Source organism: Pseudomonas asuensis (assembly GCF_014646755.1).
Classification (GTDB): domain Bacteria; phylum Pseudomonadota; class Gammaproteobacteria; order Pseudomonadales; family Pseudomonadaceae; genus Chryseomonas; species Chryseomonas asuensis.
Map to the genome: position 1 here is coordinate 67,191 of NZ_BMNW01000008.1, position 22,338 is coordinate 89,528.

The following is a 22,338-nucleotide window of genomic DNA, read 5'->3' on the forward strand; positions in this document are numbered from 1 at the left end:
CCTGTTGTGTTGAACGTTAGGGATCAGTGAGAAGTCAGATGGCCCCCTTTTTCAGGAAGCTTGACGACAAAGAAGTAGCTCGCAGCGCCAAGCAGTGCGATTAAAGCCGCGATGACTAGGGCAAGCGTGAAGGAGCCGGTTTGCTGAACGACCATGCCGGTCACCACAGGTGCAAAAGCACCGCCGAAATAGCCGCCAAAGTTCTGGATGCTGGCGAGGGAGGCCACCATACGTGACGGTACTGCCACACTGACGAGGGACCATGTGCCAGCCACCGCTACATTCAGACAGAACAGTGCCGCACTGAATAACGCCATGACCGGGACGACGCCCTGGGCATAGGCGCCCAGGACCGTGAAGAAGCCTGCACCGATCAGGCCGCCGCAGATCGGCCATTTACGGCTGCGGCTGACGCTGGCGCCGCCACGGATCACGCGGTCAACCAAGAGGCCGCCACTGATGACGCCCGCGGCTCCGGCGAGGAACGGAATGCTGGCGACCCAGCCCGCGCTGGCAAGTGACAGGTGATGGGTCCGCTCCAGATACGCAGGCAGCCAGGTCAGGTACAACGACAGCATGTAGATGATGCCGACGTAGCCAAAGACGATGCCCCAGGTCACACGCAGCTTGAAGAGTCCGCGCCATTCAGCAAAGGTCATACGGCCCGTGCTTTCACCCTTGGCCATGCCTTCGTCGAGATAGTGCTGCTCCTGCGCGGTAAGACTGACCTCATCACGGTTGCGATAGACGGCGTACCAAACAATCGCCACGCCCACCCCCATGACGCCCATGGCGATGAACATTGCCCGCCAGCCCAGGCCTAGAAGCAGCGCGGCGAGAATCGGCTGGGCAATCGCCGGCCCGAGGGAGGATGCCATGTTGAAGATGCCGGACGGCAGCCCTCGCTCCTTTATGTTGAACCACTCACTGACAACCTTGGCGCCAGCCGGAAATTGAGGGGCTTCACCGATGCCCAGACCGATACGCGCCAGGATCATGTGGTTCAGGCTACTGAGCAATCCCAGCATGCCCTGAGCAATTGACCAGAGGCAGATTCCCAGGCCCAAGGTGAGACGTGCGCCGAAACGGTCAAGAATGCCGCCGATGGGTAACTGCGCGACGGCATACGCCCAAGAGAAGACAGAAAGTAAAAGCCCCATTTCGGTCGGCGTGAAAGACAGCTCTTGGCTGATCGTCTGATTGGCAATCGCTAACGTGCTGCGGTCAAGGTAATTGACGAAACCCGACAGCACTAGAAGCGCCAGTGCCACCCACTGGATACGCTTGAGCCGGGCGCTTTTGACCGGGATGGTCGCTTCCCTTGCGGGAGCCGTATTCGCCGCTACACCCGTTGTTACACCCGTTGTTGCCTGCATATTGTTGTTATTCATAAGGCATCTCCAAGGATCGAATTGGAGCAATGCTCCGCATGAGATTGCTACTGCAAATTCACGAACATGCCTCCATCTACCAGTAAGGAAGCGCCAGTGACGTACCTGGCCATGTCCGATGCGAGGAATACGACCGGGCCAGCCAGATCGTCCGGCTCCCCTAGCCGGCCAAGGGGTGTCCGTTTAATCATGTAGTCGCGCTTCTCCTGATCGGCCAGGTCGTCTTTATTGATATCGGTCTCAATGGTGCCCGGCAGTACGGCATTGCAGCGTATACCGTACAGGCCAAGGGCAATGGCACAGGACTGCATGAGTGACAGCAGTCCGGCCTTGGTGGGTGTGTAATGTGTTTGCATTGCTCCGCCCACCAAGGCGCTGATCGAGCTGACGGCAATGATCGAACCGCCCCGCCCTTGCTCCTTCATCTGATTGGCCGCGGCTTGTACGGCGAAATAAGCACCATTGAGATTGGTGTCGACGGTCTTGTAATAGACCTCGCGTGGCATATCGAGAAAAGCGTGGAACGGGCAGATACCGGCATTGTTGACGAATACATCGACACTGCCGAAGGCCTCTACTGCGGCTTTGACGAGCTTGCTGCCGGTATCCGGGTCGGCGGCATCAGCGCCTACATCAACTGCACGACTACCGGCCTGCTCGATTTCCTGGATCAACGAGGCCACCTGGAGCTTGCTGGGTTCGCTGCCGCTGTGTCCGATAACAACTTTACCGCCTTGGCGAGCGCACTCCAGTGCAATGGCGCGGCCTATTCCGCGAGAGGCGCCGGTAATGATGACGGTCTTGTCTGCGAGCAGCATGGTTATCTCCTTGGGTTCGATAAATTCAGAGCCGAGTCATCTCTACTTCAAATAGTTGCCATACCCCACCATAGCAATCGAGGCCAGAATGACCACAATGCCTGCCAGCAGGATGCGTTTGTTACGCGCCGAGGTGCCCTGCCACTCGCGGAAATACATCCCCCACAGGTTCGACACAACGATGATGAAGGACATGTGCAGCACCCACGAACTGGCGTCGTTGTTCAGCCGGCTCTCGCCCATGCCATAGAAGAAAAATTGCAGAAACCAGATCGTGCCGGCGCTGGCAGCCAACAGGTAATTGCGCAGGAGCGGCGTCTGCGAGTCGGTGTAATTGTGAAATGAGCGGTTTCGCCGATTGAGTAGCAGACACCAGATAGCGTTGGTGGTCAGCCCGCCCCACATGATCAGCATGAAGGTGACGTTGTTCTGGAACAGGCTATTGGTGCCTTGGGCTACAGCCGCTTCAGCCAGGGGACGCCCGGCCGAGATGCCATAGCTAAAGCAGGCGCTGAGCACGCCCGAGATGATGGCAACGGTCCACCCCTTGGCCAGGGAGAACTCCGCCACACTCGCCTGCTTGGTCGCCTCGGAGACTTCCCGCTCCTTGATCACACCGGCCCGCCCACAAATAGCAATGCCTACAAGCGAAATGGCAACGCCCGCCAGCACCCAATGTCCACCTGCGCTGGCGACCAGCTCGGTAAAGGAGCCACGGGTTTCGTCGGTAAACAGGTCCTTGTAGATCGCAGGCATCAGGGCGCCCAGCGCGGAGGTCAGGCCCATGATGATGGACATGCCCAGCGAAAGCCCCAGGTAACGCATGGTCAGGCCAAAGGTCAGACCACCAATGCCCCATAACACGCCGAAAATATAGGTCCAGAGCAGTGTGGAGGCCTCTGCCTCTGCAAGAATGCGAGTGAAGTCGGGGACGGTGAGTACAGCGGCAATCAGTGGAACAAATAGCCAGGAAAACAGGCCGCCAATGATCCAGTAGCTCTCCCAGGCCCAGCCCTGCACTTTCTTGTAGGGGATATAAAAACTGCCAGAAGCAAAGCCGCCAATAAAATGCAGGATGACGCCCAGCAGGATGACCTCCATCAGGCATCTCCTGCCGTCAGTACAAAGACGGGTAAGAGCGGTACGCTTACCGGTGACTCATCCGGGTTCGTTGCCATGATGTCTGCCATGTAATGCCACCAGCGTTTCATTACCGGCAAATTGGGCAGGCTATCCAGGGCGTGCTCACTGCGGTGCGTCAGTACGGCGTAGAGCGCGTGCGTCTCAGGGTCAAGAAAAATGCGGTAGTCCTCGACACCGGCGGCTAGCAGCGCGTCGACCAGCTCAGGCCAGATCTCATCGTGCCGGCGTTGGTACTCCTCAGTCTGCCCGGGATGCAAGGTCATACGGAACGCTTTTGTTGGCATTATGGCGGTTCCTTGTCTGGCGGCGCGGTTCCTCCGCGCCGCGCTCCTTTATCAGTGATCGTAGGGTCGATGTAGCTGGCACTCGGGGTTTAGCCGTACCCCAAAGCCGGGCTTGTCCAGGACGGAGGCCTTCATGCGACCATTGACCGGAATCGGCTCGTCCAGGAGCTGCGGGTTGAACATCGGCACTACCTTGTCCGCCTTGGGCGCCATCATCAGGAATTCCGAGAATGGGCTGTTGGTCCGGGTAATGACGAAGTGGTAGCTGTAGACGGAGGAGCCATGGGGCACGACCAGCGCGTTGTGTGCATCAGCCAGCGCCGATATCTTGATCAGCTCAGTAATCCCGCCACACCAGCCCACGTCCGGCTGGATAATGTCGCAGCAGCCCATTTCCAGGAGCATACGGAAGCCCCAACGGGTCGCCTCGTGTTCACCCGTAGTGACCAGCATCCCGCTCGGCACTTGCTGACGGAGGGCGGCGTAGCCCCAGTAATCATCCGGCGGCAGCGCCTCTTCGATCCACTTGAGGCCAAACTCGCTTGCCGCATTGGCCAGGCGGGTAGCGTAGTTGAGGTCAAGGCTCATCCAGCAGTCGAACATCAGCCAGAAGTCGTCTCCCACCCGCTCACGCATGGTAGCTAGCGTTTCGATATTCTTGCGCAGCCCTTCTTCACCCTCAGCGGGGCCGTGCTGAAGCGCCAGCTTGCCACCGATAAAGCCCATTTCCTTGGCCAGATCGGGCCGTGCGCCGGTCGCGTAGAATTGCAGCTCATCCCGTACGGGACCGCCCAAGAGCTGGTGAACAGGCTCCTGGCGAATCTTGCCGAGCAAATCCCACAAGGCCAGATCCACGCCAGAAATGGTATTGAGAACGATGCCCTTGCGCCCGTAATAAAGCGTGGCATTGAACATCTGGTCCCAGATCCTTTCGATGTCCGTTACCTTGGCACCTTCGATGAAACGCGCCAGATGTTTCTCGACGATAAACGCACCCAGCTCGCCACCTGTAGTGACTGCAAAGCCTACCGTCCCGTCGCTGGCCTCCACTTCTACCACCAGGGTGCCTAGTACGTTAATGCCAAAGCTGCGGCGGCTCTGCCGGTACTCGGGATACTTTGCCATGGGCGTGGAGATATGATCGTCGATCCAATGACCATCGCCTTGGTCGTGATAATCCGCACCGCCGCCCCGTAGAGTGAAGGCGCGGACGTGTTTAATGGTGGGCATGCTCATGGGCGTCTCCTGGCAACGGATTGAGGGGCGTAGCGGCGCGCTTGATGGGCGTCGAAGGACTGAAGCGGTGAACAGCAAGAATCAGTAAACCGGCCAGAAGGCTGGCGCCGGCAAGGAAGTAGAGGCCGGCAGCGGTGGAGTCAAAGGCAGTCTCGGCCCAGCGCTTGAGGTTGGGCGCCATGAAGCCGCCCAACGCGCCGATAGAGTTGATCAGGGCGATGCTGCCCGCCGCCGCGCTTCCGGCGAGGTAGGCTGAGGGAAACGTCCAGAAGATCGGTTGGACAGCGATGAAGCCCGAGGCGGCAAAACACAGAGCGACCAGCGCCAGCAGCGGCGAGCCGAACGCTACCGAGGCGGCAATACCCAATCCGCCCATAGCGACGGTAAGCGCGGCGGTTGCACGGCGATTACCGGTGCGATCTGAGTAGGCCGGAATCAGGTAGGCGGCTGCAAGCGCACACACCCAGGGAATGGAGGTCACCAGCCCGACCATAAAGCCGACCTTCTGCCCTAGCAATCCCGCCACTTGAGTCGGCAGGTAAAACACCACGCCATAAACACTGGTCTGGATCAGGAAATAGATCAGGCACAGGTAAAGAACGCCGGGATGCGTCAGTACCTTGAGCAGGCTTTTACCGTGGGCGAGTTTCTCGCGGTCTTCGTAGTCGAGCGTGTCTTGTAACGAACGGCGCTCCTCGCCGGTCAGCCACTTGGCATCGCTCGGGCGATTGTCCAGATACCAGTAGGCCCAGACGCCTACAACGGTCGCCAGGAGCCCTTCCACCATGAATAGCCATTGCCAGCCGTGTAGCCCCGCCATGCCATCGAACTCAAGCAGCAGGCCGGAGAGCGGACTTCCGAAGATAAACGCCAGTGGCGCGCCGAAATAGAAGAACCCCATGGCCCTGGCGCGGGCCTGATGGGGAAACCAGTACGTCAGGTAGAGAATCACACCTGGGAAGAAACCGGCCTCAGCGACACCCAACAAGAAGCGCAGCACATAAAAGGTCATCTCGTTGTGAGCGAACATCATGGCGGCGGAAATCAGGCCCCACGTCACCATGATTCGGCACATCCAGAGCCGAGCACCGACCTTATGCATGATCAGGTTACTGGGCACTTCCAGAAAGGCGTAGCCGAGAAAGAAAATTCCCGCGCCAAAAGCAAAGGCTGCATCGGAGATGCCGGTGTCGGCTTGAAAAGCCACCTTGGCAAAGCCCACGTTGGCACGGTCCAGGAACGCGAGCACGTACATGAGCAGCAGAAACGGCAGGAGCCGCCAGGAGACTTTTTTGATGATGTGCGGAGACAATGTGTTCACGCCAGTTTCCTCTTGGAATTGTTATGGGGCGTGGAGCAACGTACGAAACGGCAAACCCTAGTGCGCAGGTAATGGCTGTCGATGGCGTAGAGCGCTAGGGAAAGAAAAACGAGTCCGGATGTGACGGCAGTTGCGTGCAGAATCGACATGAAGCAAGCGAGTCATGACGTTCACCTTGTTTTTGTTGTAGGTGCCTTGAATCTAAGCGCAGAAGTGATGCCTGACTAATCGAAATAAACTTACATTCGATACCTTATTTGCATCACTTAAGATTACTGCCTTTACCGTGGACTCCAGCGATAAGCTTGTCTGGAGTTTAGATAGAACACTTTTTCCTGCGCAGCAGGTGACTTGGTTGCCATGTAGGTACCTGTAAGCCCAACCGTTTTAGCCAGTGAGACGAGATGGTCACTATTGGGCCAGTCACTACCAAACAGGATACGATCCTCCCCAAAGAGCGACCACAGCCGGTCGAGGTAATCCTGATAGTACGAAATATCCAGGCCTACAGTTCCCTTTATGCGCTGGGGGACTTCGGACAGCTTCATGAACACCGTTGGCCGTGCACCCAGCATTTCCAGATTACGCCAATACGCCTCCTGCTCAGCAGGCAGGACCTGTGCATTGGGCAGATGATCCGCGACGATGCGAAGGTCTGGAACGGCGTCACTTACCTCCAGTAGCGCAGCGATCAACGACGGAGTCGGGTTAGCGCTATCCAGAGCCCTGCCGCTTTGAGCCAAAAGGCGTAGCCCCTCGATAAAGCCCGGCTTATGGAGGTCTTTCGCCAGGTCCCGCTCCCACAGATTGCCGTAGCGAAACCCTAGAAAGAGTGGCTCGGATGCGAGGCGGTCGAGATCAGCAGCGAAGTGCTGATCACCCGGGACCAGATTGCCGACAAAGCCCACCATCCCGGTATGTTGCCTTACTGTTTCAAGCAGCCATTCGTTATCCTGCCGCCAGGGGCTTGCCTCTACAGCGATCGCGCCTACGATACCCAGCGGCGCGGCTTGGGCGTAATAATCTTCTGGCAACGTACGTCGGTAAATGGAATCGCTCTTTTCAGGCCATGGGATGCCTTCAGGGCGCTGTGGATCAAACAGATGGATATGGGCATCGAGTACTGGGCCTCGGTAAATCGCAAGGGTCTCGTCTACCTGTGCAAACGTCTGCAATGCGGGTGAAGCCATGGCTGCCAAGCCTCCAATCAAAAGGGACCGCCTACGCATGTCAAACGCTAGCGCGCCTCGTGCAAGAGTAAAGAGCGAGGCGGTAGAGGGATAAGGCAGCTGGTTGGTAAGCGAGAAGAGAACTGCATGGTGAATTCCTTTTTTATTCTTGGAGCTCACTCTTTAACTGTGATGTAGCACGATTACCAATAATAATTAGGTCAATACCGATACCCAGGCGGCATCGTTCGCTAAGGAAGAACAACAATGAACGTATCCGCATCCGCGCGCGCCCTGTTCAACCGGCTGCGTTACAAGCACCTGCTTATGCTGGTGACGCTGGGCAACAGCCAGAACCTGCATCGCGCCGCGCAGGCCCTGAACATGTCGCAACCAGCCACCACTCGCATGCTGCAGGAAATCGAAGATGCCTTTGGCTGCGAGCTGTTTGAGCGCCAGACCCGTGGCATGAAGCCTAATGCGCTGGGCGAAGAGGTCCTGCGCTTTGCCCGTACCGCCCTGACGCAGCTCGACCGCTGCGCCGAAGACATCACCGATCGCCAGCAAGGCGGCTATGGCTACCTTTCGATTGGCACCATCATGGGCGCAGCGCCCGATCTGGTCGTTCAGTCCATTGCCGACATGAAGCGCCAGCACCCTCGACTCAAGCTGCGCATCATGGGCGACACCAGCGATCAGCTCATCGAATTACTGGACCAGGGCACCATTGACCTCGCCGTAGCACGTCAAAGTGCGGAAAGTGACCGAAGCCGCTACCAGTTCGAGCCGCTGGGTAACGAGCATCTGGTCGTAGCCGTACGGGCCGACCACCCTCTGGCGGGACGCGACCGGATCGACCTGAGCGAGCTGGTCAGTCAATGGCCCTGGATCCTCCAGCCGTCCTCCAGTCCAGCCCGCATGGCGCTGGAGCGCGCCTTCGAGCGGCTTTCGCTACCCTCGCCGCGAGACGTAATCGAATGCAGTTCGGTCTTTGCCATGCTGCAACTGGTACAGATGACCGAGGCGATTCTGGTGCTGTCCGAAACGGTGGTCTCGGACTATCTGCGGACCGGGCTCGTCGTGCCGCTTCCACTGGAAATAGAGGAAGAGATGGCGCCCTATGGCGTGCTGCTGCGCAAGAACGAACCCTTGAGCCAGGAGCTGGAGACCTTTCTTCAGCTCCTGCGCCGACGTGCTAATAGCCTTGGCCTCAGGCCATAACCCTTCGCCCGGCTGTTAAGCTATGAGCCTCCTATGGATTGGTCACCTGACATGACGCCCCGCTCTCCCCTCTGGCAAACCTCAGCGCATCTACACGGCCCGGCTCCTCGTGAATGGCTGTTCGAAGACAATGGCTCTCTGACCCAACGCCTAACGCAACTCAGCGAAGGTCGTTTTGAAGTGGAAGTCGTTGCAGAAGGATGGCAACCGCTGCGGGAAGATGAATGCAAAGCCCTGGAGGCATCACCAGACACGCTCGGCTGGGTGCGCGAGGTCTTCCTGTTGGGTAGGCAGACCCGCTGGGTGTTTGCCCGCAGTGTAGCAACGCGCGAGGCGCTCGAGGCCTCAGGGTTTGAGCTTGCTCAATTGGGCCAACGCCCCCTGGGCGCCCTGCTGTTCAGCGATAACGCCTTCAGCCGCGGCCCGCTGGAGGCCACACGATACCCTGCTGGCTGGCTTCCACAAGGCGAAGCGCAGGATCAGGAACCGCTGTGGGCTCGGCGCTCGGTATTTCGCCGCGATGGGCTTGGCGTGCTGGTTGCCGAGGTCTTTCTGCCAGCGTTCTGGCAGTTCCTGAAAGATCAGAGGCTATAATCGGCCAGCCCACCGTGAAACGGCTCGGGCTTTCGTTCATTCCGATACGGCGCCGCAATGAAAAAGAACCGCTCCCGTAAAAAACCACAGCCAGCTGCCTCGCTCGCTACCGCCGCCCCGCAGAAAATCATCGGGACCACCCGGCCTAGCAGCCGCATCAAGGACTTTGTTCAGCTGACGCGACTGGACAAGCCCATCGGCATCTACCTTTTGCTCTGGCCGACACTCTGGGCCCTGTGGATTGCAGGCGAAGGCCGTCCGAGCGTGAAGAACGTCATTATCTTCGTGTTGGGTGTGGTTCTGATGCGTTCGGCAGGATGCGTCATCAACGACTTTGCCGATCGCAAGTTCGATGGCCATGTCAGCCGCACCAAGGCTCGCCCACTGGCGACCGGCAGGATTACAACTAGGGAAGCCCTGATTGCCTTTGCCGTACTGGTGGGGCTCAGCTTCGTGCTGGTGCTATTTACCAACGCCACAACCGTCTGGATGTCTTTTGGCGCCCTGGGTATTGCGGCGCTCTATCCCTTCATGAAGCGGTACACCTATTACCCGCAGGTGGTACTGGGCGCAGCCTTCTCCTGGGGAATGCCGATGGCCTTTACCGCCGAAACCGGCTCGCTTCCACCTGAGGCCTGGCTATTGTTCATCGCCAACGTGATCTGGACGGTGGGATACGACACCTACTACGCCATGGCCGATCGGGAAGACGATCTGAAGATCGGCGTGAAATCCACGGCCATCCTGTTTGGCGATGCAGATCGCATTATCATCGCAACGCTCCAAGGCCTTACCCTGCTCTGCCTGATTCTCGCCGGTTCGCGCTTTCACATGGGCATCTGGTTCTACCTGGGGCTGGCAGTAGCACTAGGTTGCTTTGTCTGGGAGTTCCTGAGTACACGAGACCGGGACCCCATGAAGTGCTTCAAGGCGTTCCTGCATAACCACTGGGCGGGATTGGCAATTTTTGTAGGGATTGTGGTGGACTATCTGGCGCGCTGATCAATAGTCTTTTCAGACCTGTTGCCCTTCTTTCTATATTCCTTCTTGCGCCCCTTGGGCGGCTCATGTTCTTTGCAATACCGCAAAGAACATGAGTTAAAGAAACCTCATTTCTGCCCTTGGCCTTTTGAGGCCCTCTCTTTCCATCAGCGTCTTAGGGATATGAGACATCACGCCTATCCATGGCTTGCCTGCTTCGTACCTCATATCTGCTTGCTCTCAGCGCGCTGAGTCTGCCCGCAACCATTGAATAAAACGTGGTTAAAGACTTGGACCCAGCTGCTCCTCGGATGGCTGCCTCAAGATCGAGCGGCATGAATACCGCGAGCACCGCAATGGTATGGAAGGCCCTTTGCCGTATGCCGCCGGGAAGCCGATAGAACGAAGGCGCCCAGCACGCATCAAGGAGCAGAGGCTGAGACAAGGGCTGGCAAACGTGAATCGCCTGTGAAGGCAAATCACGCCAGCCAAGGTGATAAGTCAGGCAGGCTTAGGCCCTAACCCACTCAATGACCAATGCCTCCCCGCTCCCCATCCGCTGTAAATGATCGGCTACCACTTCCTCCATCTTTTCCAGATCCTCGGAAGGAAACTCGATCCTTGCAAGCAATACGCCGTCCTGCGCCTCCAGCTGGCATGTGCCGGCTGGAAACTGGATCAATCCCTTCTGCTCGTCAAACGTCACCTCAAACTTGTGCCCCCAATGTTTACATAGCCGTGTGATATAGCGGCTAGGGGTGGCTGTTGTAATGCGAGCGGTGGAAATAGTCATGATAGATCTCCTAAGTACGAGAGGCCGAAGCACGGGCGCGGCGCTGCTGCCAGGCAACAGCCAGCCCGCTCAGGCTGATGATGGCCATGCCAATCAAAGCCCCTGTGTCTGGTATATGCCCGAAAAAGATAAACCCCATCAAGCCGGCACAGATGATCTGACCATAACTGAACGGAGCCAGCAGTGCAGGCGGTGCATAGCGAAAGGCCTGGGTTAGCAGCAGGTGGCCGCCCATACCACAGGCGCCCAGCATGACCATCAGGATAACGTGCGTCCAAACAGGCGGCTCCCAGAAAAACGGCAGTAAAGCCGACATGATCAGCGTATTCACCAACCCAGCGATGAAGTTACTGGTCGTGGGGCTGTCAGTGGTGGAAAGGATGCGCGTAAAGATCTGATAGATCCCAAACATCACCGCTGAACCCAGGGGGAAAAAGATAGCGGGCGTAAAGAGTGTACTTCCCGGCCGAACAATGATCAGCACGCCAATGAACCCCGTCACAACGGCGATCCACTGAGGGCGAGTGACATGCTCCTTCAACAAAGGCACCGAGAGCGCCGTTACGATCAGAGGGGCCAGAAAGTTTACAGCGGTAGCCTCTGCCAGAGGCAGATACCGTAGCCCGGTAGTAAAGAACAGGCTTGTACCGATCAGGCACAGTGCTCGCGCAATCTGCATCCCCGGCCGCCGTGTTCGAATGACACCCAGCCCCATGCGCGGCCCGAACACTCCTAGCATCAGTAATGTATGGGAAACATAGCGGGCCCAGACCACCATCACAATCGGGTAAAACCCCGACAGGTATTTGGACATCGTGTCATGGCTGGCAAATAACAGTATGGCAATACAGATCAGCCCGATGCCCTTGAGCGGTTGCTCGGCAAGGCCGGAGGATGGCTGAGGGCTCATTGATTATCCTGATTGAGCACTACTGATTAGCTGGCTAAGCACTAAATCGCACGCATACCTAGCCCGCTTGGGTAGCCTCAGTATCGGACAGATATGCAGAGAAAGAAAAGCACAAACGGCCCCGAACCGATGTATCGGGGCCAGGAGCGATCAGGCCGGTTGCGCCTGACGAGCGCTACCACACGCATTGCGACGACTTAATTCGCGTAGCTCCTCTTCCTCGACCTCGAGAATACCGGGCAGCCTTTCACGCAGGAACGCCACAAACGTCTTGATTTTGGCGTCCAGGTACTGGCGAGAGGGATACAGCGCATATACGTTTAATTGTTGCAGTTGATACTGCGGCAGCACGCGTACCAATGACCCGTCACGCAACCCTTCAATGGCCGAGTAGATCGGCAGGATACCAATACCCAAACCGGCCTGAATGGCCTGAGTCATGGCATCCCCGACGTTGACCTGAAAGGAGGTAGTGCTGATGGTGACCATCTCTTGGCCGTTGGGACCATCGAATACCCATTTCTCAAGAGGAACAACCGGGCTTACCAGGCGCATGCAGTCATGCTGGGTCAGCTCAGCAGGACTGCGAGGCAGCCCACGGGCCTCTGCGTACGCTGGGGAAGCACAAAGAATGCTGTAGGTATGGCCAATATTTTGCGAAACAAACCCGGAATCGGGTAGCTCTGTGGCAACAACAATTGCTACGTCATAGCCCTCATCAAGCAGATCCGGCATCCGGTTGGCCATGGTGAGATCAAAATTCACTTCCGGGAACTGCTGACGATAGCCTGCAATCGCCTTGATCATATAATGCTGGCCGATTCCCGTCATGGAGTGGATGCGCAGCTTGCCGGCTGGCCGTGCGTGGGCGTCGCTGGCCTCGGCTTCGGCCTCTTCGACATACGCCAGGATCTGCTCGCAGCGCAGCAGATAACGCTGCCCCGCCTCGGTCAGGGCGATACGGCGGGTGGTTCGATGGAGCAGACGAGTCCGCAAATGAGCTTCCAGGCTGGCAACGGCTCGGGAAACATGCGCGGTGGTAGTGCTCAGCACCTGCGCCGCACTGGTAAAGCTGCCGCTTTCAGCAACACAGGCGAAAACGCGCATATTGTGCAATGTGTCCATGATGCCCCTCATTAGTTAGCGAACAAATTTTGCCACGAACACAAGAGGGTCATTATTACAAAATGTGAGATAAACCTTCACAAACCGACCGGCTTATCTCCAGACAAGGGGTTTCCTAGAATTTACGTAGGTTTGAGCGACTCTCCCCTCGAATATCTGGACGCCTTTTGTGTCATTCCCCCGTACGAATTCGCTGCTTGGCATAAGCTTTCTTGTTCTGACTTCAACAATCTCTGGCTGTATCAGCACTCACGGTATTGCGCCGGAGGCTCAACAGCTCGACGCTAATGCATTGGCTACTGACGACGCCATTCGTGCCGCCACGCTTGATGCCCAGTGGCCGGCCAGCCAATGGTGGCGCGCTTATCGTGATCCGCAGCTGGATCGGTGGATTGCCGAAGCCCTGACCAGCAACCCGTCACTGGCAGCCGCCGCTGCGCGCGTACGCTCTGCCAAAGCCATGGCCGGGCTGGTGGAATCTGCCGAGGCGCCCCACGTGAACGGCAGTGTCGACCTTCGGCGCTATACCTGGCCTACAGATAACTTCTACGGCCCTGGCGAGCTGGCTGACCAGACGACCTGGAACAACACCGCCTCACTGGGGTTCAGCTACAAGCTCGATTTATGGGGACGCGAGCACGACGACAGCGAACGTGCTCTGGATCGCGCTCATCAGGCGGCTGCCGAAGAGCGTGTAACAGTGCTCGAACTGACGACCAACATCGTGCGGACCTATATCCAGCTATCGTTGCAATATGCGCAACGAGATGTGGCCCACGCGACCCTAGAGCAGCAGGAGCAGATCGCCAAACTGGCGAAACGTCAGCTGGAAGGCGGCATTGGTACTCAGTTCGAGGTGAGTCAGGCCGAAGCATTGTTGCCAGAAACGCATCGACAGATCGAAGCTCTGGACGAGGCCATTGCGCTTTCCCGCAACCAGTTGGCTGCCTTAGCCGGTAAAGGTCCTGGCGACGCCGCCTCCCTGACGCGCCCGCAGCTGCAACTGGGCGCCATGCCAACCCTGCCCTCCCGCTTGCCACTAGAGCTGGTGGGTCATCGCCCCGACGTGGTTGCCAGCCGTTGGCAGGTTGCCATGAATGCCAAGGGTGTCGATGTTGCCCGTGCCGACTTCTACCCCAATATTGATCTGATGGCGAGTATTGGTCAGTCGATGACCATGGGCACCTTCAAGGAATTGTTCACGGCCAAAAAGACGGGTTACTCCTTTGGACCGGCTATCTCGCTGCCCATCTTCGATGGCGGTGAGCGCCGTTCCCAGCTAGGTATTGCCTCGGCAGGTTATGACGCTGCGGTTGCGCATTACAACCAGACCATCCTCGAGGCGCTGAAGGACATCTCCGACAACTTGATCCGCCTCGATTCAGCCAACAAGCAGGCCGACATGGCCCACGAATCCGTAGAAGCGGCGCAGCGTACCTACGACATTGCCCGCAAGGCCTTCGAACGTGGCCTGACCGATTATCTGCATGTACTGGATGCGCAGACCCGCCTGTTTGCCCAGCAGCGTGTGGAACAGCAGGTTCAGGCCATGCGCCTGAGCGCTCAAGCCGGTCTGATTACCGCTCTGGGTGGCGGAGCCATTGCCCCTGAAGACGGCCCGGAAGAGAAGGACCTGAAACCGGCACGTGTCGAAATCGCTAAAAAGCCTTAAGGCCCTTATGAAAGCAGAAACGACTTCCACCCCATCCACCAGCGCGTTTCGCCAGGCACTCAACGCCTGGGCGAGAAGCGACGGTGTCATGTGGATCTACCTGTTCAAAGTCCTGATCGCAGCCGGCCTGACGCTCTGGCTCGCCATGCGTCTTCAGTTGCCGCATCCATCTTCAGCGGTCATCACCGTCTTCATCGTAATGCAGCCGCAGAGCGGGCAGGTGTTTGCCAAAAGCGTCTATCGGTTGCTGGGGACGGTAGCCGGCCTGATCGCCATGCTGGCGCTGGTCGCCCTGTTTGCCCAAGAACGAGTGCCGTTTCTGATCTGCATGGCGATCTGGATCGGCCTGTGTACGGCAGGCGCCATGCGCTATCGCGACATGCGCAGCTACGGCTGCGTGCTGGCGGGCTATACCGCAGCGCTGATAGGCATTCCTGCGGTCATGAGCCCTGAAGGTGCTTTCATGTCGGCGGTCATGCGGGTGCTAGCGATTTCGCTCGCTATTATCTGCAGCGGTATCGTCTCGGCAGCCCTTTTTCCACAGACCACCGGCGCCGCCATGCGCAACGCCCTGTACAACCGCTTTGGTACCTTTGCCGGTTACGTGGCCGATGTGCTGCGTGGCAAGCTAGAGCGGCATGTCGTGGAAAGCGGTGGAGTGCGCTATGCCGCCGAGGCCGTCGGGCTTGAAAACATGCGCAGCGCCACAGCCTTTGAAGATCCGCACATGCGCATGCGCAGCGGTCGCCTCTCGCGTCTGAACAGTGAGTTCATGACCATGACGACCCGTCTGCACGCCCTGAGTCGATTACTCCTGCGGTTGCGCCAGCGCCAGGCTGACGTTGTACTGTCGGCATTCGACATGGCGCAGGCTGCATTTTTGGAGCTCCTGGACAGCGTGCGTGGTCAGCCGTTGACACCACCGGACGCGGCAGCGGTCGCTGAACGTCTCTCGGCCTTGAGCGACCACACCCGCGTACGTATTCGAGAAGCCCGTGCCTCGCTATTGGCCAACGCGCCCTCCGAAGAAGACCGGCTGGACTTCGAGACCGCTGCGGAGCTGCTCTTCCGCTTGGTGGACGACCTGCACAATTACGTCCAGACTCATGCCTCCCTGGCCGCTCCGCACCATGCGCGCGAACAATGGAAGGCGCACTTCGTAGCCAAGGCCAACGCGATGGCTTCGACCGTGGCAGGTGTACGAACTGCCCTCATGGTACTGCTGCTCAGCCTGTTCTGGATCATGACAGCCTGGCCTTATGGCGGGATGTTTGCGTCCAACGCAGCTGCCGTGGCCGCCCTCGCCTCGTCCAGTCCAATGCCCCACAAAACCGCCCAACAGATGGCCATCGGTGCATTTTTCGGCGTTACTGTGGGCTTTTTCATGAATTTCTTTGTATTCACTCAGCTGGATGGGTACTGGATGCTCATGTTCGCCCTGGCGCCCATCTTTATGCTGGGGAGTTTTGTGGCCCTACGTCCGGGTTACATGGGTTACGGGCTGGGTAGCATGGTCTTCTTCTGCTTTACCTCGATCCCAGATAACCCTCCGGTGTATGACCCGTCGAATTTTATCAACAACGGTGTTGCCGTACTGCTATCCATGGCCACTACCGCAGCGATTTCTTCGATCCTCTTGCCGCCTAACAGTGCTTGGCTCTGGCGGCGCCTGGAGCGTGACCTGCGCCGTCAGGTCGTTCGTGTAACAAGTGATCCGCTGCCAGGACTTTCCAGCCGGTTTGAAAGTGCTACGCGTGACCTGCTTAATCAGGCCTACGGCTTGGCCAATGGACGCCCACAGGTTCAGAAAGAGTTACTAGGCTGGACCTTTACCGTTCAGGAGGTCGGTCAGGCCATTATCGAGCTACGCCAGGAGCAGGAACGTTTGCCCGTCGAGCCTCGATTTGCAGAAGACTCGCCCTGGCGTCAGTCGATCCGCGCCATGGGGCGTGCCCTGGCCCGCCTGTTCCTTAAGCCGAGCCAGAGCAACCTGCAGCGTGCCTTGGCGGCCGTCGATCAGGCTATCGCCTGCGTTGACGCACAGCGCGAGCCCTATAGCCAGCACTTTGATGAGTCACCGCTACGGCGCATTCAAAGCCACTTGCATTTCATCCGAACCTCCCTGCTCGACCCGCACGCGCCCCTGCCGCAGTACGTCGCTCCGAGCGAGCCCGCCACAGGAATCGCCCATGCCTCGTGAGATCGCTTTCCACGGTGTGTATCTGCCCACCGTTACCGTGCTGTTCATTGTTGGCCTGCTGGTGATGTGGGTCGTAGATCGCCTGTTCGCCAGCATAGGTCTTTATCGCTTTACCTGGCACCCCTCCCTGTTCCGCCTGAGCCTGTTCGCCTGCATCTATGGCGTTATGGCCCTGACTGTCTATCGTTGAGAGCCCTGTTACATGACCTTGAAGAACCTTTTTAGCGTATTGGCGACCCTGATCGTCGTGGTAGCCGCACTGGTGATAGGCCGGCTGCTCTGGGTGCATTACATGAACGATCCGTGGACGCGGGACGGACGCGTGCGCGCCGATGTCATCAACATCGCACCGGATGTGTCGGGCCTTGTGGTCAACGTGCCGGTGCATGACAACCAGTTGGTCAAGAAAGGCGACCTGCTCTTGCAGATTGATCCGTCTCATTACGAAATTGCCGTGCATCAAGCCGAAGCCCTGGTCGCTTCGCGCAAGGCAACGCTGGACATGCGCCTGCAAAACGCCAAGCGCCGTGCTGATATAGACAGCCTGGTCGTTTCCAAGGAGAGCCGTGAAGACGCCAGCAGCATTGCGGCTTCAGCCGAGGCAGACTACAAGCAGGCCCAGGCCCAGCTTGAAGCGGCACGCCTGAACCTGTCCCGCACCCGCGTGGTGGCCCCGGTGGATGGTTATGTCACCAACCTCCTGGTCTATCGTGGCGACTATGCCTCAGCCGGCGCGCCCAAGCTTGCAATCATCGACAAGAACTCTTACTGGATTTATGGCTACTTTGAAGAGACCAAGCTGCCCCACGTGAAGGTGGGTGCACCCGCCGAGATGCGCATGATGAGCGGCATGGTGCTCAAGGGCCACGTAGAAAGCATTGCCCGAGGCATCTACGACCGGGATAACCCCCAGAGCCGGGAACTGATCGCCGATGTGAATCCGGTGTTCAACTGGGTTCGCCTGGCGCAACGAATTCCGGTGCGCATCGCTATAGACGAAGTGCCCGAGGGGATGGAGCTGTCGGCAGGCACCACCTGCACGGTCGTGTTGGATGACGGCACCGGTCATGATCACCACAACTGGCTGGGCTTTGCCGACTGATCCTGGTACGAGCCCTCTGCGTAATGCACTCCATAGAGTGATACTTTCGACTCGCACCGGCTGAACGTGCATACCCGAGTCGGTGTGCGTTACCGATCAGCCAATAAAAAGGGGCTGCGCCTAACGACGCAGCCCCTCTATTTGCTTTAGCCCGATTAATCAATAGCCCAGCGCAAAGTCCTCTTCTGCTACGTCCATCAGGCTGCCAGCCCCTGCCAGCATTGCTTCGACGTGCATGCGGGTGCGCGGCAGAATGCGCTGATAGTAGAAACGTGCCGTTTGCAGCTTGGCCTTGTAGAAGGCTGTCTCGTCAGTACCTGCGGCCAGCTTCTCTGCGGCTACGCGTGCCATGTCGGCCCAGAAATAGGCCAGGCAGGCATAGCCAGAGTACATTAGGTAGTCCACTGCGGCAGCGCCTACTTCCTCACGGTCCTTTATGGCAGCCATGCCGACTTTCAGTGTGATTTCGCCCCATTCCTTGTTCAGCTTGGCCAGTGGCTCGATGAACTCCTTGAGCTCAGCATTGCCTTCCTGCGCCTGGCAGAACTTGTGAACGATCTTGGTAAATCCCTTGAGCGACTCACCCTGAGTCATCAGTACCTTACGGCCCAACAGGTCAATGGCCTGAATACCGGTAGTACCTTCGTACATCATGGCAATACGGCTATCACGCAGGTTCTGCTCCATGCCCCATTCGGAAATGTAGCCGTGACCGCCATAGATCTGCATGCCATGGCTAGCGGCTTCGAAGCCCACCTCAGTCATGAAGGCTTTGGCAATCGGCGTGACGAAAGCCAGCAGCGCATCGGCCTTCTTCCTCTCCTCTTCGTCCTGGCTGTAACGGGTCACATCCACCAGCTTGGCAGCGAAGTAGATCATGGCACGGTTGCCTTCAGCGAAGGCCTTCATCGTCAGCAGCATGCGGCGGACGTCTGGGTGAACAATGATCGGATCAGCGGCCTTTTCAGGCGCCTTTGGCCCGGTCAGGGAACGCATCTGCAGGCGCTCACGGGCATAACGAATACCACCCTGGAATGCGATCTCCGCATGGGCCAGACCTTGCAAGGCCGTCCCCACCCGCGCCGTGTTCATAAAGGTGAACATGCAGTTCAGGCCTTTGTTTGGCGGGCCGATCAGGAAGCCTTTCGCACCATCGAAGTTCATCACGCACGTGGCATTACCGTGGATGCCCATCTTGTGCTCGATGGAGCCGCAGGTCACACCGTTGCGCTCGCCTACGCCACCTTCGGCGTTTGGCAGGAACTTGGGCACGATAAACAGTGAAATACCCTTCGTACCTGCAGGTGCGTCAGGCAGGCGAGCCAACACGATATGCACGATGTTGTCGGTCAGGTCATGCTCACCGGCCGAAATAAAGATCTTGGTTCCGCTGATCGCGTAGCTGCCGTCAGCCTGCGGCTCGGCACGGGTACGCAGCATGCCCAGGTCAGAGCCGCAATGAGGCTCGGTCAGGCACATGGTGCCCGTCCATTCGCCAGAAACCAGCTTGGTTAGATAGATATGCTTCTGCTCATCGGTGCCGTGGCTTTCAATGGTGTTCATTGCGCCGTGGGACAGCCCCGGATACATGCCCCAGGACCAGTTGGCCTGGCCAATCATTTCCGACAGGGCAATACCCAGCGACTCAGGCAAGCCTTGACCACCATGAGCGGGGTCATGCGGCAGACTTGGCCAGCCACCTTCCACGAACTGCTGATAGGCCTGCTTGAAGCCGGTAGGCGTCTTCACGCCCGACTCGCTCCATACGCAGCCTTCCTTGTCACCGACACGGTTCAGCGGCGACAGGACCTGCTCGCAGAACTTGGCGCCTTCCTCAAGAATGGCGGAAACCATATCAGGGGTAGCATCCTGGCAGCCGGGCAAGCTCTGATAATGCGCGTCGTACCCCAGCAGTTCATCACGGACAAAGCGGATATCACGCAAGGGAGCCTTGTAGTCAGGCATGACTGTTACCTCTGGAATGCATTTTTATGGAAAGGCGCCGCAGGAATGTCCTGACCGACGTTAAACAGTTGTTTGAAACTTATGTTTTCCTCTGGAGCCTGTCAAGCGTGTCTGACCACAGGCGACACTTGGATACAAAAACGCCGCGAGTGGTTACCCACACGCGGCGTTAGTATCATCGTAGCCAGCTCTCTTATAAGAGCCAGAATTCATGCATACGTATCGATAAGACTTCCCAGCGTTGCACTGGCTGCCTGGATAACACGAGAACCTGCCAAGGCCTCGCGCTTACCCGCTTGCAGCTCGACCAGTTGCGAGGCTTTATCCGCCTGGTTCTGAGAAACGCCATCGACGCTGCGAACCTGATCGACACGTTTCTGTGCGTCATTTGGCAGACTACCCGCCGCAATGGCTGCGCCAGCCTGATCAACACGGGACTGGCCTGCCTGATAGGCCGCCACTCCATAACTTAAACTGTTTCCGGAAATATTCATAAAGCGCTCCCTTTAACTGCTTGAGGCGTCTCGTCATTGAAGCAGATTCCGGTCTTGAACCCTATGACTAAAACGTCATGCTTGCCGCTTCGCTTAGCGCTAGTTCGAATAACCAGAAATCGGTATGTCAACCGGGCAATGCGTTCTTGTTAATTTTGCGCGCCCGCCTTTGATTGGCACCGAGAAAAAGTTTGGACATCCAATGATGGCTGTGTGGATCACCATAGTGCAGCAGAACCGTTGCGCGTAGCGCATTGGGGTCACAAGGCTCGTTGGCGTGTATGCTTCTATACCCCCAAAAGATATAAATATTGCCAGGAACAAGTTTTAACCTGACCGGCTTTAAAACTTTTCGCCTGATTAACAACGCAACAAACTTCTGACTAAGCGGGTTCTGAACAAGTACCTTTTCAATAATATTGATTGTCACACTTTTACGAATACGGCGCGTATTAGGAAACATAATAAAATCGCCACATTGATCTTTATCATTCGGAATAAAGACCGGCACAAGCGCAGTTAATGCAGTGGCGTCATAATGGAAGTAATTGGATTCTTTAAGACCGGTTCGCCCTTGCAGGCAACGTACGGCTGGGAAGATGTCCTCATCCTCAGGAACACTTCTGCCCAGGCCAGCCGCCTGGATGCCTGCCAGCATCTGCTTGAACCTTACTGAGGTACTAAGCGCCTCGAAAAGGCTGCCAGTTACAGACTTTATGCCATGTAGCGCAAAATATTCGGAGTTATGCTTATTCGTTTCTTTTAGAACATATTCACGAGCACTCTCAAGTTGCTCCGCCGAAAGAAAGTGCTCAATAACGGCATACCCTTGCCTCTCGATGTCAGACGCCAGTCGAAAGACATCTTGAGCATCAACACTCTTAAAGACAGGCATATAAAATCCTTTTCTATTCTTGATATTTTTATAAAGCTTGGGATTACAGCAAACACCTGAGCAGCAGGAGCAACACTATTCTTTATGCACACACTCACGCGCCATGCCTCTTTAATCATTAAATGATTAAAGAGGCATAACGAAAACCGGAAAGCGCACTATAACTGCGAAGGGAGCATCCCCTTTGGGTGAGGCGGGAGGGGGATCAATCGCAAACCACTGGACTATATGCGAAGCCGAAAAAAGCTGCGCAAAATTAAAATAATCGCTGAAAAACTTTGTAATACATAACGTCTATTTTGATATCAGATTGCCTTATCGAGGCAGTCTTTTTCAAGGTGCCTTACAGTCCCAACAAGGTTAGATCCAGACAATCCGCAACACCGGCGGGCGTAGCCTCAGCAAGATAAGGCACAGTCCCCAGACAAGGCGCAGGCAAGCGCTCGTGAAGCGTGGCGAGGTTGTCATTCAGGCGCGACGTTTGCGGGTCAACGATATTAGCTACCCAACCAGCCAGCCTAAGACCATCATGGGCAATGGCTTCGGCGGTCAGTACCGCATGATTGATGCAGCCCAACCGTACACCTACTACCAGAATGACAGGCATTCCAACAGATTTGGCCACATCGGATAGATTCGCCTGCCCTTCCAACGGTACACGCCAGCCGCCAGCCCCCTCGACCAACATAAAATCGGCATTTCTGGCCTGTATAGCCTGAATGGGTTCGACCAGGGCCTGAACAGTCAAAGGCGTCCCTACCTCACGAGCAGCCAGGTGCGGAGCGATAGCCGGCTCGAATGCCAACGGGTTGACCTCTTCATAGCGTAGCGGTAGGGAGCACTCGCCCCAGAGCGACAACGCATCGCCGTTACGAAGCCCTTCCGGCGTAAGCTCGCACCCGGAAGCTACTGGCTTGATTGCAGCCGTGGAAAGTCCTGCACGGCGAGCAGCATGCAGCAGGCCGGAAGCAATGGTCGTCTTGCCGATTTCGGTATCGGTGCCGGTAATAAAGTAAGCAGGCAT

The 22,338-nt window shown here is 57.3% G+C and carries 21 protein-coding genes; 7 read left to right on the forward strand and 14 right to left on the reverse strand.

The window, feature by feature from the left end:
- Positions 1-23: 23 nt before the first annotated feature.
- From IEX86_RS17050 to IEX86_RS17080, 7 genes are all read right to left on the reverse strand, one after another.
- The gene (locus IEX86_RS17050; RefSeq protein WP_188867346.1) at positions 24-1,391 is read right to left on the reverse strand and encodes an MFS transporter; all 1,368 of its coding nucleotides are present in this window, start codon (positions 1,389-1,391) and stop codon (positions 24-26) included.
- Positions 1,392-1,438: 47 nt separating this feature from the next.
- Positions 1,439-2,209 (reverse strand): L-rhamnose 1-dehydrogenase Lra1, encoded by a 771-nt coding sequence (gene lra1 / locus IEX86_RS17055; protein WP_188867347.1) that lies wholly within the window; start codon positions 2,207-2,209, stop codon positions 1,439-1,441.
- A gap of 42 nt (positions 2,210-2,251) precedes the next feature.
- Entirely contained in the window at positions 2,252-3,310 is a 1,059-nt protein-coding gene (rhaT, locus tag IEX86_RS17060; protein ID WP_188867348.1) for an L-rhamnose/proton symporter RhaT, read from the reverse strand.
- Positions 3,310-3,636, reverse strand: coding sequence for an L-rhamnose mutarotase (gene rhaM / locus IEX86_RS17065; RefSeq protein WP_188867349.1), 327 nt, complete (start codon positions 3,634-3,636; stop codon positions 3,310-3,312). Before rhaM ends, rhaT begins: the two co-directional genes overlap by 1 nt.
- A 51-nt stretch (positions 3,637-3,687) precedes the next feature.
- Entirely contained in the window at positions 3,688-4,872 is a 1,185-nt protein-coding gene (rhmD, locus tag IEX86_RS17070) for an L-rhamnonate dehydratase (protein WP_188867350.1), read from the reverse strand.
- On the reverse strand, positions 4,853-6,193 hold the full coding sequence (locus tag IEX86_RS17075; protein ID WP_188867351.1) for an MFS transporter: 1,341 nt from the start codon (positions 6,191-6,193) through the stop codon (positions 4,853-4,855). Before IEX86_RS17075 ends, rhmD begins: the two co-directional genes overlap by 20 nt.
- Positions 6,194-6,474: 281 nt before the next feature.
- Positions 6,475-7,383: an amidohydrolase family protein gene (locus tag IEX86_RS17080; protein WP_188867352.1), complete on the reverse strand. Its 909-nt coding sequence runs from the start codon at positions 7,381-7,383 to the stop codon at positions 6,475-6,477.
- 246 nt (positions 7,384-7,629) lie between these two features.
- On the opposite strand from IEX86_RS17080, the gene IEX86_RS17085 reads away from it, so the two are divergent.
- From IEX86_RS17085 to ubiA, 3 genes are read left to right on the forward strand one after another with little or no spacing between them, the layout of a single operon-like run.
- Positions 7,630-8,583, forward strand: a complete 954-nt coding sequence (locus IEX86_RS17085) for a LysR family transcriptional regulator (protein ID WP_188867353.1) — start codon at positions 7,630-7,632, stop codon at positions 8,581-8,583.
- Between the two features lie 33 nt (positions 8,584-8,616).
- Positions 8,617-9,177, forward strand: coding sequence for a chorismate--pyruvate lyase family protein (locus tag IEX86_RS17090; protein ID WP_373290458.1), 561 nt, complete (start codon positions 8,617-8,619; stop codon positions 9,175-9,177).
- Positions 9,178-9,234: 57 nt separating this feature from the next.
- Positions 9,235-10,179: a 4-hydroxybenzoate octaprenyltransferase gene (gene ubiA / locus IEX86_RS17095; protein ID WP_188867354.1), complete on the forward strand. Its 945-nt coding sequence runs from the start codon at positions 9,235-9,237 to the stop codon at positions 10,177-10,179.
- A gap of 490 nt (positions 10,180-10,669) precedes the next feature.
- Here the strand turns inward: ubiA and IEX86_RS17100 are convergent, their stop codons facing one another.
- The 3 genes from IEX86_RS17100 to IEX86_RS17110 form a co-directional block, all read right to left on the reverse strand.
- Complete coding sequence (locus IEX86_RS17100) at positions 10,670-10,951, reverse strand: DUF2218 domain-containing protein (protein WP_188867355.1); 282 nt, start codon at positions 10,949-10,951, stop codon at positions 10,670-10,672.
- 10 nt (positions 10,952-10,961) lie between these two features.
- Positions 10,962-11,861 carry a DMT family transporter gene (locus tag IEX86_RS17105; RefSeq protein ID WP_188867356.1) on the reverse strand — a complete coding sequence of 300 codons (900 nt, stop codon included), beginning with the start codon at positions 11,859-11,861 and terminating at the stop codon, positions 10,962-10,964.
- A 150-nt stretch (positions 11,862-12,011) separates the two neighbouring features.
- Complete coding sequence (locus IEX86_RS17110) at positions 12,012-12,986, reverse strand: LysR family transcriptional regulator (protein ID WP_188867357.1); 975 nt, start codon at positions 12,984-12,986, stop codon at positions 12,012-12,014.
- Between the two features lie 169 nt (positions 12,987-13,155).
- Here IEX86_RS17110 and IEX86_RS17115 point away from each other — a divergent pair, with 169 nt between their 5' ends.
- Genes IEX86_RS17115 through IEX86_RS17130 form a run of 4 tightly spaced genes read left to right on the forward strand, consistent with a single transcriptional unit; the run spans position 13,156 to position 17,960 of the window.
- Positions 13,156-14,658 carry an efflux transporter outer membrane subunit gene (locus tag IEX86_RS17115; protein WP_188867358.1) on the forward strand — a complete coding sequence of 501 codons (1,503 nt, stop codon included), beginning with the start codon at positions 13,156-13,158 and terminating at the stop codon, positions 14,656-14,658.
- Positions 14,659-14,665: 7 nt separating this feature from the next.
- Positions 14,666-16,858 (forward strand): FUSC family protein, encoded by a 2,193-nt coding sequence (locus IEX86_RS17120; RefSeq protein WP_188867359.1) that lies wholly within the window; start codon positions 14,666-14,668, stop codon positions 16,856-16,858.
- Positions 16,848-17,048 (forward strand): DUF1656 domain-containing protein, encoded by a 201-nt coding sequence (locus IEX86_RS17125; RefSeq protein ID WP_010796023.1) that lies wholly within the window; start codon positions 16,848-16,850, stop codon positions 17,046-17,048. Before IEX86_RS17120 ends, IEX86_RS17125 begins: the two co-directional genes overlap by 11 nt.
- Before the next feature lie 12 nt (positions 17,049-17,060).
- A complete protein-coding gene (locus IEX86_RS17130) occupies positions 17,061-17,960 on the forward strand; it encodes an efflux RND transporter periplasmic adaptor subunit (RefSeq protein WP_188867360.1) in 900 nt (299 codons plus the stop codon).
- A gap of 159 nt (positions 17,961-18,119) precedes the next feature.
- Here IEX86_RS17130 and IEX86_RS17135 read toward each other — a convergent pair whose 3' ends face one another.
- From IEX86_RS17135 to bioD, 4 genes are all read right to left on the reverse strand, one after another.
- On the reverse strand, positions 18,120-19,925 hold the full coding sequence (locus IEX86_RS17135) for a phenylacyl-CoA dehydrogenase (RefSeq protein WP_188867361.1): 1,806 nt from the start codon (positions 19,923-19,925) through the stop codon (positions 18,120-18,122).
- A gap of 209 nt (positions 19,926-20,134) precedes the next feature.
- Positions 20,135-20,419, reverse strand: coding sequence for a hypothetical protein (locus tag IEX86_RS17140; protein WP_188867362.1), 285 nt, complete (start codon positions 20,417-20,419; stop codon positions 20,135-20,137).
- Between the two features lie 127 nt (positions 20,420-20,546).
- Positions 20,547-21,314 (reverse strand): hypothetical protein, encoded by a 768-nt coding sequence (locus IEX86_RS17145; protein WP_188867363.1) that lies wholly within the window; start codon positions 21,312-21,314, stop codon positions 20,547-20,549.
- A 343-nt stretch (positions 21,315-21,657) separates the two neighbouring features.
- Positions 21,658-22,338 carry a dethiobiotin synthase gene (gene bioD / locus IEX86_RS17150; protein WP_188867364.1) on the reverse strand — a complete coding sequence of 227 codons (681 nt, stop codon included), beginning with the start codon at positions 22,336-22,338 and terminating at the stop codon, positions 21,658-21,660.

Bases quoted from the DNA above. Each gene is read 5' to 3' on its own strand.
- IEX86_RS17050 (WP_188867346.1), bottom strand. From the start codon at position 1,391: ATGAATAACAACAATATGCAGGCAACAACGGGTGTAACAACGGGTGTA.
- lra1 (WP_188867347.1), bottom strand. From the start codon at position 2,209: ATGCTGCTCGCAGACAAGACCGTCATCATTACCGGCGCCTCTCGCGGA.
- rhaT (WP_188867348.1), bottom strand. From the start codon at position 3,310: ATGGAGGTCATCCTGCTGGGCGTCATCCTGCATTTTATTGGCGGCTTT.
- rhaM (WP_188867349.1), bottom strand. From the start codon at position 3,636: ATGCCAACAAAAGCGTTCCGTATGACCTTGCATCCCGGGCAGACTGAG.
- rhmD (WP_188867350.1), bottom strand. From the start codon at position 4,872: ATGAGCATGCCCACCATTAAACACGTCCGCGCCTTCACTCTACGGGGC.
- IEX86_RS17080 (WP_188867352.1), bottom strand. From the start codon at position 7,383: ATGGCTTCACCCGCATTGCAGACGTTTGCACAGGTAGACGAGACCCTT.
- IEX86_RS17085 (WP_188867353.1), top strand. From the start codon at position 7,630: ATGAACGTATCCGCATCCGCGCGCGCCCTGTTCAACCGGCTGCGTTAC.
- IEX86_RS17090 (WP_373290458.1), top strand. From the start codon at position 8,617: ATGGATTGGTCACCTGACATGACGCCCCGCTCTCCCCTCTGGCAAACC.
- ubiA (WP_188867354.1), top strand. From the start codon at position 9,235: ATGAAAAAGAACCGCTCCCGTAAAAAACCACAGCCAGCTGCCTCGCTC.
- IEX86_RS17100 (WP_188867355.1), bottom strand. From the start codon at position 10,951: ATGACTATTTCCACCGCTCGCATTACAACAGCCACCCCTAGCCGCTAT.
- IEX86_RS17105 (WP_188867356.1), bottom strand. From the start codon at position 11,861: ATGAGCCCTCAGCCATCCTCCGGCCTTGCCGAGCAACCGCTCAAGGGC.
- IEX86_RS17110 (WP_188867357.1), bottom strand. From the start codon at position 12,986: ATGGACACATTGCACAATATGCGCGTTTTCGCCTGTGTTGCTGAAAGC.
- IEX86_RS17120 (WP_188867359.1), top strand. From the start codon at position 14,666: ATGAAAGCAGAAACGACTTCCACCCCATCCACCAGCGCGTTTCGCCAG.
- IEX86_RS17125 (WP_010796023.1), top strand. From the start codon at position 16,848: ATGCCTCGTGAGATCGCTTTCCACGGTGTGTATCTGCCCACCGTTACC.
- IEX86_RS17130 (WP_188867360.1), top strand. From the start codon at position 17,061: ATGACCTTGAAGAACCTTTTTAGCGTATTGGCGACCCTGATCGTCGTG.
- IEX86_RS17135 (WP_188867361.1), bottom strand. From the start codon at position 19,925: ATGCCTGACTACAAGGCTCCCTTGCGTGATATCCGCTTTGTCCGTGAT.
- IEX86_RS17140 (WP_188867362.1), bottom strand. From the start codon at position 20,419: ATGAATATTTCCGGAAACAGTTTAAGTTATGGAGTGGCGGCCTATCAG.
- IEX86_RS17145 (WP_188867363.1), bottom strand. From the start codon at position 21,314: ATGCCTGTCTTTAAGAGTGTTGATGCTCAAGATGTCTTTCGACTGGCG.
- bioD (WP_188867364.1), bottom strand. From the start codon at position 22,338: ATGCCTGCTTACTTTATTACCGGCACCGATACCGAAATCGGCAAGACG.